The 13,095-nt window shown below is 67.1% G+C and carries 14 protein-coding genes and 1 pseudogene; 8 read left to right on the top strand and 7 right to left on the bottom strand.

Annotated elements, in window-relative coordinates; all coding sequences use genetic code 11:
* Positions 1 to 19: 19 nt before the first annotated feature.
* Positions 20 to 1,471 (bottom strand): S41 family peptidase, encoded by a 1,452-nt coding sequence (locus AASM09_RS10625; RefSeq protein ID WP_100443843.1) that lies wholly within the window; start codon positions 1,469 to 1,471, stop codon positions 20 to 22.
* A gap of 193 nt (positions 1,472 to 1,664) precedes the next feature.
* Between AASM09_RS10625 and AASM09_RS10620 the strand changes: the two genes are divergently transcribed.
* Positions 1,665 to 1,847 carry a hypothetical protein gene (locus AASM09_RS10620; protein WP_049430425.1) on the top strand — a complete coding sequence of 61 codons (183 nt, stop codon included), beginning with the start codon at positions 1,665 to 1,667 and terminating at the stop codon, positions 1,845 to 1,847.
* A 60-nt stretch (positions 1,848 to 1,907) separates the two neighbouring features.
* Here the strand turns inward: AASM09_RS10620 and AASM09_RS10615 are convergent, their stop codons facing one another.
* Complete coding sequence (locus AASM09_RS10615) at positions 1,908 to 3,482, bottom strand: S15 peptidase family protein (RefSeq protein ID WP_049430427.1); 1,575 nt, start codon at positions 3,480 to 3,482, stop codon at positions 1,908 to 1,910.
* A 798-nt stretch (positions 3,483 to 4,280) separates the two neighbouring features.
* Here AASM09_RS10615 and AASM09_RS10610 point away from each other — a divergent pair.
* Positions 4,281 to 5,021, top strand: a complete 741-nt coding sequence (locus tag AASM09_RS10610) for a DNA/RNA non-specific endonuclease (RefSeq protein ID WP_049430429.1) — start codon at positions 4,281 to 4,283, stop codon at positions 5,019 to 5,021.
* 104 nt (positions 5,022 to 5,125) lie between these two features.
* Positions 5,126 to 5,821 (top strand): HAD family hydrolase, encoded by a 696-nt coding sequence (locus AASM09_RS10605; protein WP_049430430.1) that lies wholly within the window; start codon positions 5,126 to 5,128, stop codon positions 5,819 to 5,821.
* Between the two features lie 7 nt (positions 5,822 to 5,828).
* Here AASM09_RS10605 and AASM09_RS10600 read toward each other — a convergent pair whose 3' ends face one another.
* From AASM09_RS10600 to AASM09_RS10585, 4 genes are read right to left on the bottom strand one after another with little or no spacing between them, the layout of a single operon-like run.
* Complete coding sequence (locus AASM09_RS10600) at positions 5,829 to 6,059, bottom strand: hypothetical protein (RefSeq protein ID WP_049430431.1); 231 nt, start codon at positions 6,057 to 6,059, stop codon at positions 5,829 to 5,831.
* The gene (locus AASM09_RS10595; RefSeq protein WP_049430432.1) at positions 6,056 to 6,481 is read right to left on the bottom strand and encodes a VOC family protein; all 426 of its coding nucleotides are present in this window, start codon (positions 6,479 to 6,481) and stop codon (positions 6,056 to 6,058) included. Before AASM09_RS10595 ends, AASM09_RS10600 begins: the two co-directional genes overlap by 4 nt.
* A 10-nt stretch (positions 6,482 to 6,491) precedes the next feature.
* Positions 6,492 to 6,953, bottom strand: a complete 462-nt coding sequence (locus AASM09_RS10590; RefSeq protein ID WP_005409769.1) for a helix-turn-helix domain-containing protein — start codon at positions 6,951 to 6,953, stop codon at positions 6,492 to 6,494.
* Positions 6,950 to 7,876: a LysR substrate-binding domain-containing protein gene (locus AASM09_RS10585; RefSeq protein WP_049430433.1), complete on the bottom strand. Its 927-nt coding sequence runs from the start codon at positions 7,874 to 7,876 to the stop codon at positions 6,950 to 6,952. Before AASM09_RS10585 ends, AASM09_RS10590 begins: the two co-directional genes overlap by 4 nt.
* Before the next feature lie 91 nt (positions 7,877 to 7,967).
* Between AASM09_RS10585 and AASM09_RS10580 the strand changes: the two genes are divergently transcribed.
* From AASM09_RS10580 to AASM09_RS10565, 4 genes and pseudogenes are all read left to right on the top strand, one after another.
* Positions 7,968 to 9,008 carry a twin-arginine translocation signal domain-containing protein gene (locus tag AASM09_RS10580; RefSeq protein WP_049430437.1) on the top strand — a complete coding sequence of 347 codons (1,041 nt, stop codon included), beginning with the start codon at positions 7,968 to 7,970 and terminating at the stop codon, positions 9,006 to 9,008.
* Positions 9,005 to 9,887, top strand: a pseudogene (locus tag AASM09_RS10575) (TolB family protein). The gene AASM09_RS10580 and the pseudogene AASM09_RS10575 overlap by 4 nt, the downstream one beginning before the upstream one ends.
* 68 nt (positions 9,888 to 9,955) lie before the next feature.
* The gene (locus AASM09_RS10570; RefSeq protein WP_049430439.1) at positions 9,956 to 10,492 is read left to right on the top strand and encodes a GFA family protein; all 537 of its coding nucleotides are present in this window, start codon (positions 9,956 to 9,958) and stop codon (positions 10,490 to 10,492) included.
* Positions 10,485 to 10,793 carry a DUF6958 family protein gene (locus tag AASM09_RS10565; RefSeq protein ID WP_049430441.1) on the top strand — a complete coding sequence of 103 codons (309 nt, stop codon included), beginning with the start codon at positions 10,485 to 10,487 and terminating at the stop codon, positions 10,791 to 10,793. Before AASM09_RS10570 ends, AASM09_RS10565 begins: the two co-directional genes overlap by 8 nt.
* Here AASM09_RS10565 and AASM09_RS10560 read toward each other — a convergent pair whose 3' ends face one another.
* Positions 10,794 to 12,149: a sigma-54 dependent transcriptional regulator gene (locus tag AASM09_RS10560; protein WP_049430442.1), complete on the bottom strand. Its 1,356-nt coding sequence runs from the start codon at positions 12,147 to 12,149 to the stop codon at positions 10,794 to 10,796.
* Positions 12,150 to 12,545: 396 nt separating this feature from the next.
* Between AASM09_RS10560 and AASM09_RS10555 the strand changes: the two genes are divergently transcribed.
* On the top strand, positions 12,546 to 13,076 hold the full coding sequence (locus AASM09_RS10555; RefSeq protein ID WP_049430444.1) for a hypothetical protein: 531 nt from the start codon (positions 12,546 to 12,548) through the stop codon (positions 13,074 to 13,076).
* The last annotated feature ends 19 nt before the right edge of the window (positions 13,077 to 13,095 follow it).

Genomic DNA, 13,095 nt, shown 5'->3' with positions numbered 1-13,095 from the left:
GTCATGGGCAGGCGCGTCCTCACAGCGCCAGCAGCCACGCTTCCAGTGCGCGTGTGTCCCGCATGTCGCCGTCAAAGCGACGATCCGGAGCATGCGGTTCATTGGAACCGCGCACCCGGCCTCGGAAAACCTTCATCGGTACGGAAATCCTGGCCAGTCCGCTCGGCAGCCGCTCCGGCCTGACATCCATGTAGAGGCTGTCGGCCGAAGTCTCGACGCCGACCTGCATCGCGCCCAGCCGTTTCCACAGATCGAGTGCATCGAGGCAGGCCGAGCCGCAGGACGCATCGGCCACGACCACCACCCTGCCCTTGCGCAGCGGTGCTGCCGGGCCTGCGGTTGATGCTGTATCTGCCCTGGTATCGGATGGCTCGCGCCACACTGCCTCACCCCGGCCGCGTGCCTGTGCCATGCCCGTCGTCACCGATTCCAGCATGCGACGCAGCTCTGGCGATGCGTCGGACGCCCGCACCAGCTTCTGCAGGAAGCTGCGCAACTGGGCAATGTTGGCCTCGGAGGTCCGCCACTCCACCCAGCTGGGATCGGACAGCCCGTCCACGGCGGCACGGCCCCAGATCAATCGCGCCAGTTCGATGCTCCATTGCGAAGCACCGCCACTGTTGCCACGTACATCCAGCACGACCGACGGTGCCCGCTGCAGCGCTTCGGCTTTTGGAGCAAGCTGCTCGAGCAGCGCGGTCAGTTCCTTGAAGTTCTGCTCCGTAGGGTCGGCATTGAAGCTGCTGGTGGTGATCCAGTAGCCGCCGTCGGGCATGATGTGCCAGCCATTGGCCGGGCGGAAGCTGCGACGGGTATCGGCCAGGCGTTCCTTCCGGGCTGCCGGATCGATTGGCGTCCAACGTAGCGAATGGGCCTGCTCTCGACCATTCACACGGAAAATGCAGCTGCGTAACCTTGGCACGAACGGATTGCCCTGCTCCAGCAGCACTTCGCCGCCACCCTGGATGCGGCTGGCCTGCAGGTTCCAGCGCCCACTGAAGTCACCCACCCGGCGCGCAGCCAGCGTCTGCGCATCGATGCCGTCACAGGACAGCAATCGAGCCCCCAGCGGCGGGTGGCCCGGACCACCGCCCACGGTCATGACCACCTGCGCATCGCCGTCGAAACCGGTCAGGAACCCGGGCCACTGCGCTGGAAGCACGGGCGCGCCGGGAAGTGCGTTGAGGCTGACATGCCCATCGTTGAAGGACGCCGCATAGCCCTTCATCGCCCACCAGTAACCCTGGTAGCTGGAGACCCGATCCGTGCGCGAGCGCGCAAGGGCCAATGCTTCATCCAGCTGCGCGCCGAAACCAGGATTCCGCAGATCCACGGCGCCCGGATGGCTGCCGCGCATGGCCGCGTCGGCTGCATCCAGATCCTTCTGCAGCACGTCAGGCCAATCGATGGGCGGGACTACCGTTGCGGAGGTACCGAGCAGTACCGCGACCAGCATCGTCGTTGCAGACATCCGCGACTCCCGTGAAACGTATCCGGCCTGCTGTCCACGCCAGGAAATGGGCGCCAACCAATTGAACATACAAATAAATCCAGTCAGTCGGTCGCACAAAGTTAAGCCATCGTGAAGTAGCCTTGCGACGCTCCCGCCCGATGCGCGTAGGCGCTCAGATCCGTGGGAGCGACCGTTGCCTCAAGGAATCCAGATGAAAGTCACCCTCGCCGCCTCTGCTCTCGCCTGCACTCTTCTGCTTTCCGGGTGCACCACCAGCGGGTGGTTGCATGCTGCCAGTGGCGTGATGGACGCCAAGGACGCATACGAAAAACAGGAAAGACTGGATCGCATCAATCGCGCGAACGCGGCGGCCGCCCGGGCGCGCAGCAACTGACCCCATCAGGAAACAGCCGCCGCTCGACTTGGCATCGGGCGACGGCCCTGGCTTCTGGCCTCAATGCAACGGCACCTTCAGCACCGAAGGCGCGTTGGCTGGTGAACTGAAGGTCACCGTGCCGCCCAACTGGCTGATGCCGGAATAGCGCAGATCCACCGTATCAACCACCAGGGTCAGGCGGCTGCCAGCCGGAATGTTCCAGCTGCTCGCTTCCAGGCGCAGGTCCAGCGTCTTCGGCTGGCCCGGCGTGGCGCCGCGCAGCGTGTACGGCTTGTGGCTGATCAGCTGGCCGTTGCCCAGCACATCCTCGGCGTACAGATAGGCATACAGCGTGGTGTCGGCGCGGCTGGGCGTGACGGTCAGGCGCACCTCCGGCGCGCCGTCCAGGCGTCGCGCACTCCACTGGACCGGCCCCTGCCAGACGCCGGCCGCGTTGCGGCCCACGAACGGAACATAGGCGCCTGGCGGCAGATTGATCATCTGCAGCGCGCCGGAGGCCATCGCCACGCCCGAATTGGCAGCGGTCAGCAGGCCACTACCGATACGGTAGTTCCAGCCGGTACTGCTTCCGCTCTCTCCCAGGCCGCCGGTGGGCAGCAGCAGCCCTTTGGGCGCGGTCAGCGCATAGCTGATGGCGCCGGCATTGGTCGCCTGCCAGTTCGGATACGTGCTCCAGCTGCCCTTCTGCGACTTCAGCTGCACCGCAGGCTGCCGGTCGATGCCATTGGCTTCACCCTTGAGGTAGTGGTCGAACCAGTCGCCAACCGCGTCGTAGACCTCGTTGGGAATGCCCAGTGCGCCAAAGGCTTCGTTGAGCGCGTGGTCGCCATGGCGCAGCTGCAGCTGCTTGGGGCCCTTCAGGCGGTTGAAGAAGTCCACCAGCTGGCCCGGCGGGAACAGGCTGTCGTTGAAGGCGTTGGCCAGGAACACCGCCGGCAGGTTGGCGTTGATCTCATCGATGCTGGCCCCGGGGCTGCGCTGCGCCGCCACAGGCAACAGTGAGTCCACAGCACCCTGGTAGTTGCCCACCAGCACATTGCGGTTGATGGTGGCCAGTTCCGTTCCCGGACGGCCAGTGGCCAGGCCGGCGGCCACCAGCAGCGCGATGCCCTGTGCGCTGGGGGTATCGTTGCTGTACAGCGAGGCCTGCAGGTCGGCCCAGCCACTCAGTGCCGCCACCGCCTTGATGCGCGGGTCGCGCGCCGCGGCCAGCAGGCTGGTGCCGGCGCCGTACGAGATGCCCGAGACGCCAACACGGGTGGGATCGGCCCGGGTGTTGTCCAGCGCCCAGTCAATCAGCGCACTGACATCCTCGACCGTGGCCGGCCCGGCGATGTCGATGCTGCCGCCGGACTCCCAGAAGCCACGCGAACTGTAGCTGATGACTACATAGCCGCGCCGGGCCAGTGACTGCGCCACGCCCACGTACTCCACGCTGGGCACGGCCCAGCTGCTGGGCATCACCAGCAGCGGATGCCGTCCGCTGCCCGCGTCCTGCGGTTCGATGACGAAGGCCCCGAGAGGCGTTCCATCCCAGCTGGGAATGGTGCGATGGGTGGTCTTGACCGTGGCCGCCCAAGCGGTGGGCGCCAGCCCGGTCAGCAGGATCAACAGCAGCACTACCTTGCGCATCGTGGTCTCTCCCCGTCGGTGGTGGTGCAACGGGTCGGACCGTACCAGTGCGAATGGTGGGTGGCACCTTGCGACGCAGCATGACGCTTTCGAACCCGGCGCCCGGTTGGATCGATGCACGATCACATTCAGGCGCGGTGGATCACCCACGCCACCAGGCCTGCAAGTGGCATCAATGCAAGTGTGCCAACGACGCCCAGGCATCCGGACGCCCCGCGGTGCGGCGCGGAAGTCTGTGGATGCGATCGCAGCCAGGCGGCATGACAGGCGCTGCAGTAGAAGCGCTGCTTGCCGGCGCGCCAGGCGCCACGGGTACGTTCGTCATGGAGGGCGGCGTTGCCGCAGCGCCCACACTTGAAACTGCGATGTGGCGGGCGTCTCTGTCGACGCAGCGCGGCCACGATTGCAATCCCGATCAGGGCGGCAGCAGCGGCCCCTGCAAGCAGTTCACTGTTGATCATTCGCCTTGCCCGATCCCATGGCTCCCGGTCCTGCTGCGCAGGATATCGAGTCGTACACCGCCTGCGCTACAACGCCCTAGCACCCGCGTATGTCACCCACGTGCCGTGTGATCTGACACCTCTCCAGTGCTTGCGCGCGGTCACAGCTTCGTCTTTTCGTCGTTGACCGAAAGACGACAGCTTGTGACGCTTACGACACCGCAGGGCCTCCACAGCCCAACAACGCGGCCACGTCCCACCGCAATCCGCTGCACCCACTCCGCACCGTCTCCCCATGACCTCGCCCTGCCAGGCCGTGGCGGACGGCTGCGCCCTGAACTTCTGCTGGAGAACCGCAATGCGCCTTGCAAGCTTCTTCTTCGCGCTCGTCCTCAGTGCCTTCGCCGGCGCTGCCCAGGCCCAGGTCGTCACCCTCAACAAGGGCGGCTTCGTGCTTACCTACGATTGCAGCATCCACAGCGCCACCCGCTACGAATACACCCTGACCGCAGACACTGGTTCGGCCGCGCGGCCGTCCAGCTTCTACAAGGACCCGGACCTGCCGGCCGGCTGCCTCGGGCAGACCAGCACCGCCTCCTACGCCAGCATCAAGTCCGGCTATGACCGGGGCCATCTGGTGACGTCCAACCACATGGACTACAACGCGACGTACATCCGCCGCGCCAACTACATGACCAACATCGTCCCGCAGGTGTCCAGCTTCAACCAGGGCATCTGGGTGAAGGCCGAGAACGTGGCCGAGTGCTATCGTGACATCGCGCCGGTGGATGTCTACGGTGGCGTCGTCTACGGCGACGCCGCCAACGACTATTTCCTTTCCAGCCACGGCATCCCGACGCCGGAGTTCTTCTGGAAGACGATCATCACCCGCGATCCGAACACCGGCACGGCCAAGGCGATCAGCTGGATCATCCCCAATGAAGCGAACCTGGGCAGCCTGGACAGCTACCTGGTGACCATCGCCGATCTGGAGGAGCTGCTGGGTGCCAGCTACGTGGCGATCAACGCACCTGCCTCGCTGAAGAACATGCTGCCGGCCACCACCTGGCCCCAGCCGGCGGGGTGTGACCTGGGCTGACCGGCCTGCCGGGAATGGGTGGCACCCGGTCCGGGTGCCACGCAAGGATGGCTGTGGGAAAATGGCGGGCAATTGCACCACCGCATTGCCCTCTGGAGCTGTAGATGTCCCATTTCCCCTTCGATGCCGTGCTGTTCGACTGCGACGGCGTACTGGTCGATTCCGAGCCACTGGTCGCCCGCGTCCTCTCCGAGATGCTGACCGAACGTGGCTGGCCATTGACTCCAGCGCAGGCGGGGGAAGTCTTCCTTGGCCAATCCGTTGCCCACCTGGCCGGACTGATCGAAGAACGCACCGGCAAGCCGTTCACCGAGGAATGGCTGGAGGAATTCCGCCAGCAGCGCAACATCGCCCTGGAGCGTGACCTGCAGGCGATCCAGGGCGCGCCGGAAGCGGTGCGTGCGATCGCAGTTGCGACCGAAGGGCGGATTGCCTGCGCTTCCGGCGCCGATCTGCACAAGGTGCAGCTGCAGCTGGGCAAGGTCGGCATCCTCGATGCCTTCGGCGACCACGTCTACAGCGGCCAGGACATGCCCAACACCAAGCCGCACCCGGACGTCTACCTGGCGGCCGCTGCCGCGCTGGGCGTGGATCCGAAGCGCTGCGCGGTCATCGAAGACACCGTGACCGGTGCGACCGCCGGTGTGGCGGCAGGCGCCACCGTGTTCGGCTTCAGCGAGGGCGGCCCGCACCACAGCACGCCCGAGGCGCTGCGCGCAGCCGGTGCCCAGGTGATCTTCCAGCGCATGGAAGACCTTCCCGCGCTGCTGGCGGCCTACGCCGCCGACGCTGCCGCCTGACCCAGCGTCAACCCGCAGTGCCCTGCCCGGCGCTGCGGCACCTGCCGTTGTAGTGCAGCACGAACAGGTACAACCCGGTGAACAGCTGCAGGAACAAGGGCGGCAACGGCGAATAGGTGATCCACGCCGCCGGTTCGCCCTGGCCCAGCCCACGTACGGCGAAGTTGGCGATCACCGCCAGGGTGAACACGATCGAGGTCCAACGATGCACGGGCCGTGCCCAGCCACCGCGGCTCATTGCCGGCGCCTCGCTTCGGAACGGGCTTCGATCATCTTCCAGCCATTGCCCGATGGGTCGCGGAATCCGGCGTCGACGGCGCCATAGCGCTCGATCGGCTGCTGGGTGAATTCAACGCCCTGTGCCAGCCATTGCGTGTAGCGTGCCTGGCAGTCATCGACCGCCAGCACCAGGGGCGGCATTGCGCCCTTGGCTACCAGCTGCTGCAGCGAAAGCGCGGTGGCCGCATCGTGGGTGGGCGGGCCCGGCACGAACAGGCCCAGCTGGAAACCGTCCTGGCCCGGGCTGCGTACCGTCAGCCAGCGGTAGCTGCCATTGCGCACGTCGGTATGCACTTCGAAACCGAGCTTGCCGACGTAGAACGCCAGCGCCTCATCCTGGTCGCGCACATACAGGCCGACCGTGTTCACAGTGTTCGTCATGGGACCTCCCTCAGGTAGGGTCCACGTTAGCAACCGCCTCGCGGCGGCGCTTCTCCAAAACTGCGATCTTCAGGTCCGGGCGCTGCGCGGCGCGTGCATGGCATTCCGGCACGCTGGCCGACGCCGCCTGACCCGCACGCTCACGCTCACGCACATTGCCCGGGCTGTCACCGGTGATGTCACGGAAGATGCGGCCGAAGGTACCCAGGCTGCTCCACCCTGTCTGCGCGGCAATTTCGGTGACCGGCAACTCGGTGTCACGCAACATCGCCACGGCCCGTTCGATGCGCCGGCTGAGGAGATAGCGGTGCGGTGGCAGCCCGAAGGCCTGCTTGAACGAGCGGGCGAAGTGCGCCGGCGACACCGCACTGACCTCGGCCAGGCGCGCGACGGGCCATTCCTCATGGCTGGCCCGATCCATCCGGTCCTTGGCACGCAGCAGGCGCCGCAGCAGTTCAGGGCTCTGGTTCATGGCATTACCGCCCGGGCCAAGTAATGGCGGGCTGCGTGCCGCGCCTCGGCGGCCTGCTCGACCAGCCAGTCACGGAATGCAATGACCTTGGCACTGCCACCTCGCGCCGTGGGTGCCACGAACCAGAAGCCGCGACCGTCGCTGGCCACGCCCGGATGCGCCTGCACCAGCCGCCCGCTGTCCAGCTCGGCCTGGAACAGGATCGGCGAACCAATGGCGATGCCTTGCCCGGCGATCGCGGCGCCGACATCCAGATGCTCGACGGCAAAGGGCGCGACGAAACTCTCCGGTGCCGGCGGTGGATGGTGCCCGTGCGCGGCAAACCACAGGGCCCACCAGTCCGGCCGCCCGAGCAGGGGAATCTCCAGCGCGCTGCTGCCCAGCCCACGCGCCTCGTGCAGCAGCGCCGGCGCACACAACGGTGTGAACACGCTGGGAAACAAGGGAGTTGCCTGAAGACCCGGCCATTCGCCCTGGCCATTGCGGATGGCGGCGTCGAAGTGGCCGGCGGCCAGATCCTGCGGCGCTGCCGACAGGTCCAGTTCCAGCACGAATTGCCGGTGGCGGGCGCGGAACGTGCCCAGCCGCGGCGTCAGCCAACTGGTGCCCAGCGTCGGCAGCACGGACAGGCGCAGTCGCGCCGCATCCCTGTCAGCGGCGCGCATGAAGCTGGCGCGCAGTGCATCGAATGCCCGGGTGGCCTCCTGGGCGACGCTGGCACCCGCCACCGTCAGTTCCACGTGCTGTGCGTGGCGCAGGAACAGGCAGATCCCGGTCTGGGCCTCCAGCCGCCGCACGTGGTAGCTCACCGACGCCGCACTGGTGTCAAGCTCTTCGGCGGCGCGCGCGAAGCTGCCCAGTCGCGCCGCCGCCTCGAAGGCACGGATGGCGGCAAGCGATGGCAGTTGGCGTTGGGTGACCATAAGTGTGACTTAGCCTGAGCCCCGATTTCTGCGTGGTCAATCCCCTTGGTACGCGCAACGATGGAGGCACCTTCGACAGGGGATCACGCACATGGATCGACGGCAGTTCCTGGCAACCCTGGCCGCCGCGGCAGCGTCCACGGCGCTGCCCTCCGGGTGGGCCCTGCCCGGCCACAGCGAAGACTGGAAATGGTTGCAGGGCAACTGGCAGGTCCGGCACCAACGCCTGAAGGAGCGCTTGGTGGGCGATACCCGCTGGGAGTCTTTCACCGGCTCCAGCGCGGTATGGCTCACCCTGGGCGGACTCGGCACCATCGATGACAACGTCATGGCGCTGCCTTCGGGCCCCTACAGGGGCCTGGGCGTGCGTGCATTTGATCCGGTGTCTTCCCTGTGGTCGATCTGGTGGATCGATGGCCGCAACCCTGCCCGTATCGAAGCCCCCGTGCGCGGTGTTTTCGAAGGCAACGCCGGCAGCTTCCATGGCACCGACCGGATCGACGGGCGCCCCATCGATGTTTGGTTCCGCTGGCATGACATCCACGGCGAGGAGCCGTGGTGGGAACAGGCGTTCTCCGATGATGCCGGTGCGCACTGGGAAGTGAACTGGCGCAACTGGTTTCGCCGCACTGCTGCGGCCCCCTCTCCGCTTCCGAAGCTGCCGGATGCACCAGGCGACTTTGATTTCCTGGTGGGCCATTGGAACGTGCGCCATCGTCGCCTGCGCGCTCGGCTGGCAGGCAGCGATGCGTGGGACGCGTTCAACGGCACCCTGCACAACTGGCCGGTACTGGGAGGATTCGGCAACGTGGGTGACAACCTGATGGACGTGCCTGGAGCACCGCTGCGCGGCATGGGCATCCGTGCCTGGAATGCGGCGGAGCAGCACTGGCTGAGCTGGTGGCTGGATGGCCGGGAGCCGACCCGGATCGGCGCGCCGCTGCGCGGTGGCTTCGAGGCCGGTGTCGGCCACTTCTTCGGCGAAGACCAGCACGACGGTCGATCAATCCAGACACGGGTGATCTGGTCACGCATTACCCCGCGTTCGGCGCGCTGGGAACAGGCGGCCTCGGCCGATGGTGGGCGCAGCTGGGAAACCAACTGGGTCAGCGATTTCGAGCGACAGGCATGAAGACGCTGTTGGCCGTGGTGCTGCTGGTTGCTGCGTCGCCCCCCCGCGTCTCCATCAAGGGGACTGCAGATCGTCGGCCCGGCCGAGCGCTTTGCCCCGGGCGTTGCATCCACGCAGTACGACGAGATTCGACTGACCTTGAGCCCCGACGGAAAGACCGCGCTGTGGTTCAGCCGCAACCGGCCCGGCGGTCCGGGCGGGTATGACATCTGGGTCTCCCGCCACGATGGGCAGCGCTGGCGGCTGGCGACGCCGGTGCCGTTCAACACGCCGGGGCGCGACTTCGATCCCGCCTTTTCCGCCGATGGCCGCGTGGTGTACTTCTGTTCGGATCGCGCAGGCGGCCAGGGCGGCGGCGATCTGTATCGGGTCAGCATGGGGAGCGACGGTCGATTCGGGGAGCCGATCAATCTTGGCCCCGCAGTGAACAGCGCAGCCGATGAGTTCGCGCCGATGCTTTCGCCGGATGCAGGCACGTTACTGTTCTCCAGCGATCGCGCAGGCGGTGCGGGTGGCCATGACCTCTACATCGCAACGATGGTCCGTGGCGTCGCGGAGCGTGCCCGGCCGCTGGCGGGAGACCTCAATACCGTAGCGCAGGAGTTCGATGCCACCTTCCTGGGCGACGGCCGGACGCTCGTGTTTGCCCGCGCCCTGGACTTCGGAAGGGCACCGGTGCGCCAGTTCATTGCCTACGAGCGTGGAGGCCGTTATGACACGGGCCATGCATTGCCCTCCCCCTTGAACGAGGTCTCCGGCGACAGCTACGGCGCGATGCTGGATGGCTCGCAACCCGGCACCTTGACCTATTCGGCGCGGCGCGCGGACGGTGCAGGGTTGGACCTGTACCGCATCCGCTATCGGATGACGCGCCCCTGAAGGCGGATGCCGTCGATTTCCGGCGCCCCGGTTCGTCGAGAGGATGACCACCCCAGGAGAAAACGAAGATGGCCTCACACCAGTCCCTTGCCTGCGCCTGCGGCCAGGTGCGCCTGACCGCCACGGGCCAGCCCATTGCCACCGTAGAATGCTGCTGCGACAGCTGTCGCAAGGCCGGCGCCATGCTGCAGTCGATGCCCCAAGCACCGGCCGTGCTGGGCCCGCACGGCCAGACGCTCTTCGTAATGCATCGCAAGGATCGCGTCAGCATCGATGCCGGACATTCCATGCTGCGCGCGTTGCGATTGTCCAGCAGGGGCGGCAGCCGCCGCGTCCTAGCGGGCTGCTGCAATACCCCTCTCTTCCTTGAGTTCAGCGGCGGCCATTGGCTGAGCCTGTATGGCCTGTTGTGGCCGGCATCGGCAAGACCCGCCGTGGAGATGCGGACCATGGTCAGTGATCTTCCGGATGCGTCTGTCCTTCCCGACGATGTGCCGAACCTGGAGATCCGGTCGTTGCAATTCTATGCCCGGTTGATGAAAGCGTGGATCGCCATGGGCCTCCGCAGCCCACGCATCGAAGTCGCGGGAGATACCCATGTCTGAGCACGAGCGGATCGAGATCGAGAGCATCACCACGCCCGGGCACATCCAGCACGTGGATCGTGCCAAGTATCTGGCCATGCGCCATGCCTTGCTGAGGGCCCTGCCGGCACAACCGCCCGGCCTGACCGTTGCGCAGGCAAAGCAGGCACTGCTGCCACATCTACCCGCCGCGCTGTTCCCGGCAGGTGCCACAGCCGGCTGGTGGCTGAAGGCCGTGCAGCTGGATCTTGAAGCCAAGGGCGTGATCGAGCGCGTCGCGGGCAAGCCGTTGCGCCTGTTCAAGCACCTGGCGACCGGCTGATCAGCGCTGCGCGGGCAGCTCCAGCCGGTGCTTGCGGCACAGCCGGTACACCGTCACCCGCGAAATCTGCATCTGGCGCGCACATTCGGAGACGTTGTAGCCGGTCTGGCGCAGGGTCTGAAGCAGCACATCACGTTCGGCCTGTCCACGCGCATCGTGCAGCATCGCGCCGGGTGGGGCCGGCACCGGTGCGCCCAGTTCCAGGTCCCGCTCGCTGATCAGTTCCCCTTCGGCCATGATCGCAGCGCGCTGCACCCGGTTGAGCAGTTCGCGGACATTGCCCGGCCAGTCGAAGCGGCGCATCGCCTGGATCGCCGCCGCCGAAAAGCCGCGTGCGCGAACCGTGTGACGCAACCGGAAGCAGCGCAGGAAGTGCTCGGCCAGCAGCTGCACATCGGCACCACGTTCGCGCAGCGGCGGCATCAGCAGCCGCAGCACGTTGAGGCGGTAGTAGAGATCACTGCGGAAACGGCCATGGGCCACGGCGTGCTCCAGCTCGACGTGGGTTGCGGCAAGCACCCGCACGTCGGCGCGCAACGGCTGGCTGCTGCCGACCCGCTCGAAGGTGCCTTCCTGAAGCACCCGCAGCAGGCTGGTCTGGGCCTCCGCCGGCAGGTCGCCCACCTCATCGAGGAATACGGTGCCGCCCTGGGCCGTTTCAAACACGCCGATCTGGCGCTTGTCGGCACCGGTGAACGAGCCGCGCTCATGCCCGAACAACTCCGACTGCACGAGGTTGGCCGGGATCGCACCGCAATTGACGGCGATGAATGGCCTGCCCGCGCGCCCGGACAACGCATGCAGCGCGTGCGCGGCCAACTCCTTGCCGGTGCCGGTTTCACCGGTGACCAGCACCGGCAGTTCCACCGGAGCGAACTTGTGCAGCACCGTGCGCACGGCATGCAGTGCGGGGCTCTCGCCGATCAATGCGCGCGGCCCCTGCCCGTTGCACGCGCCATCAGCAGAGGGTTCATCCGCATCGAACTGCTGGCGCATCGCACTGACCAGGTCCTGCAGGCCGAACGGGAGCGTGAAGCGCGCCAGGCAGAACTGCAGCAGCGGCAGCCATGCCGTTGGCGTGGCCCCTGCGCCGGGCGGCAGCACTGCCAGCCAGGGCAGATGCTGGTGCTGTTCGATCCACGGCATCAGCAGCTGAAGCGCCGGCCCGTCCATATGGCGTAGATCGACGACGGCGAGCAGTCGATCGCGTCCACGCAGGCCAATGGCCATGCCGGGATCGGGATGGATGCTGCGTACACACCAGCCTGCGGCCGCCAGCGCGCTGCGCTCGCCTGCCAGCGGTTCGCCGAACCAGAGTACGCAGCGCGATGTTGAAGCCTCCGGGACCGCCGCCATGCTTCCCCCAGCATCCGGACACCGTCGGCGGACTGTCAGGCAATCACCGGCGTGCCGCCCCCCGCCGGGACTTCTTCGGCCACCGGGGCGGCCTTTGATGGGCGGATGCTAGCGCTGCGCTAAACGGCAGCGCAATGAGCAGCGCGTCAAGAAATCACCGGCTGAAGCGGCACCGTTGCAGTCGGCGATGTCACCTGTAACAACAATGCGACAGTCGGGCATCCGCCTTGCCCTGTGGCAGCTGCGGGCTGCGCAATCCCCACAATTTCCCGACGCCGTTGTAACGCCCTGGCGCCACCCGGCCGCGCCGCACCCCGGCCGCCGGTTGCGGCACGGGCCTCCGGCACTTGGCACGGTTGATGCGTAGTTCCGCCGCACCCACCGCGGAAGATCGGCATGGACGGCACCACCCTCATTCGTGACCTGGCGGCACCCCTGGCGCTGGCCCTGTTGTCGGTCGCCATGAACGCAGCCGGTTCCGGCGCGCGCCAAGCGGTGAAGGCACAACCGGGCGAAATCGTCCTGTTGCGCGATGTGTCGGCGCGCCCCGCCTACCGGATGGCGCCACCGGGCATGGCGCTGATTGCCGATCCAAAGCCTCAGCGCGAGATCGCCGCCGCGCTTGGCACCCGCGCCGGTAGCGGCGCAATGGACGAGCTGAGCGACGAGGACTATGCAGGCATGGGTGCAGGGCACGCCGCTCCGGCTTCGGCGCCGGGGGGGACGACGGTCGAGCGCGTCACGCAGCAGGCCCTTGGTGGCACGCTCGGCCGCAGCAGCGACGGCATGGCCGGCAGCAGCCTCGGCGGCGCCATGAGCGGTCCGCTGGGCGCGGTGGGCAACAGCACACGCGGCATTGGCGATACGGTGCGCGGCGCCCTCGCCCAGTTCCCGCTGCAGGGTCCGGCCCCGGCAGGTGGCAAGTGAAACGCCCTTGCCTGCCGCT

This window comes from Stenotrophomonas maltophilia (assembly GCF_039555535.1).
In the GTDB taxonomy this organism is placed as follows: domain Bacteria; phylum Pseudomonadota; class Gammaproteobacteria; order Xanthomonadales; family Xanthomonadaceae; genus Stenotrophomonas; species Stenotrophomonas maltophilia_Q.
Note: the sequence above shows the minus strand (reverse complement) of the source record. Positions and strands in the feature narration are given on the sequence as shown.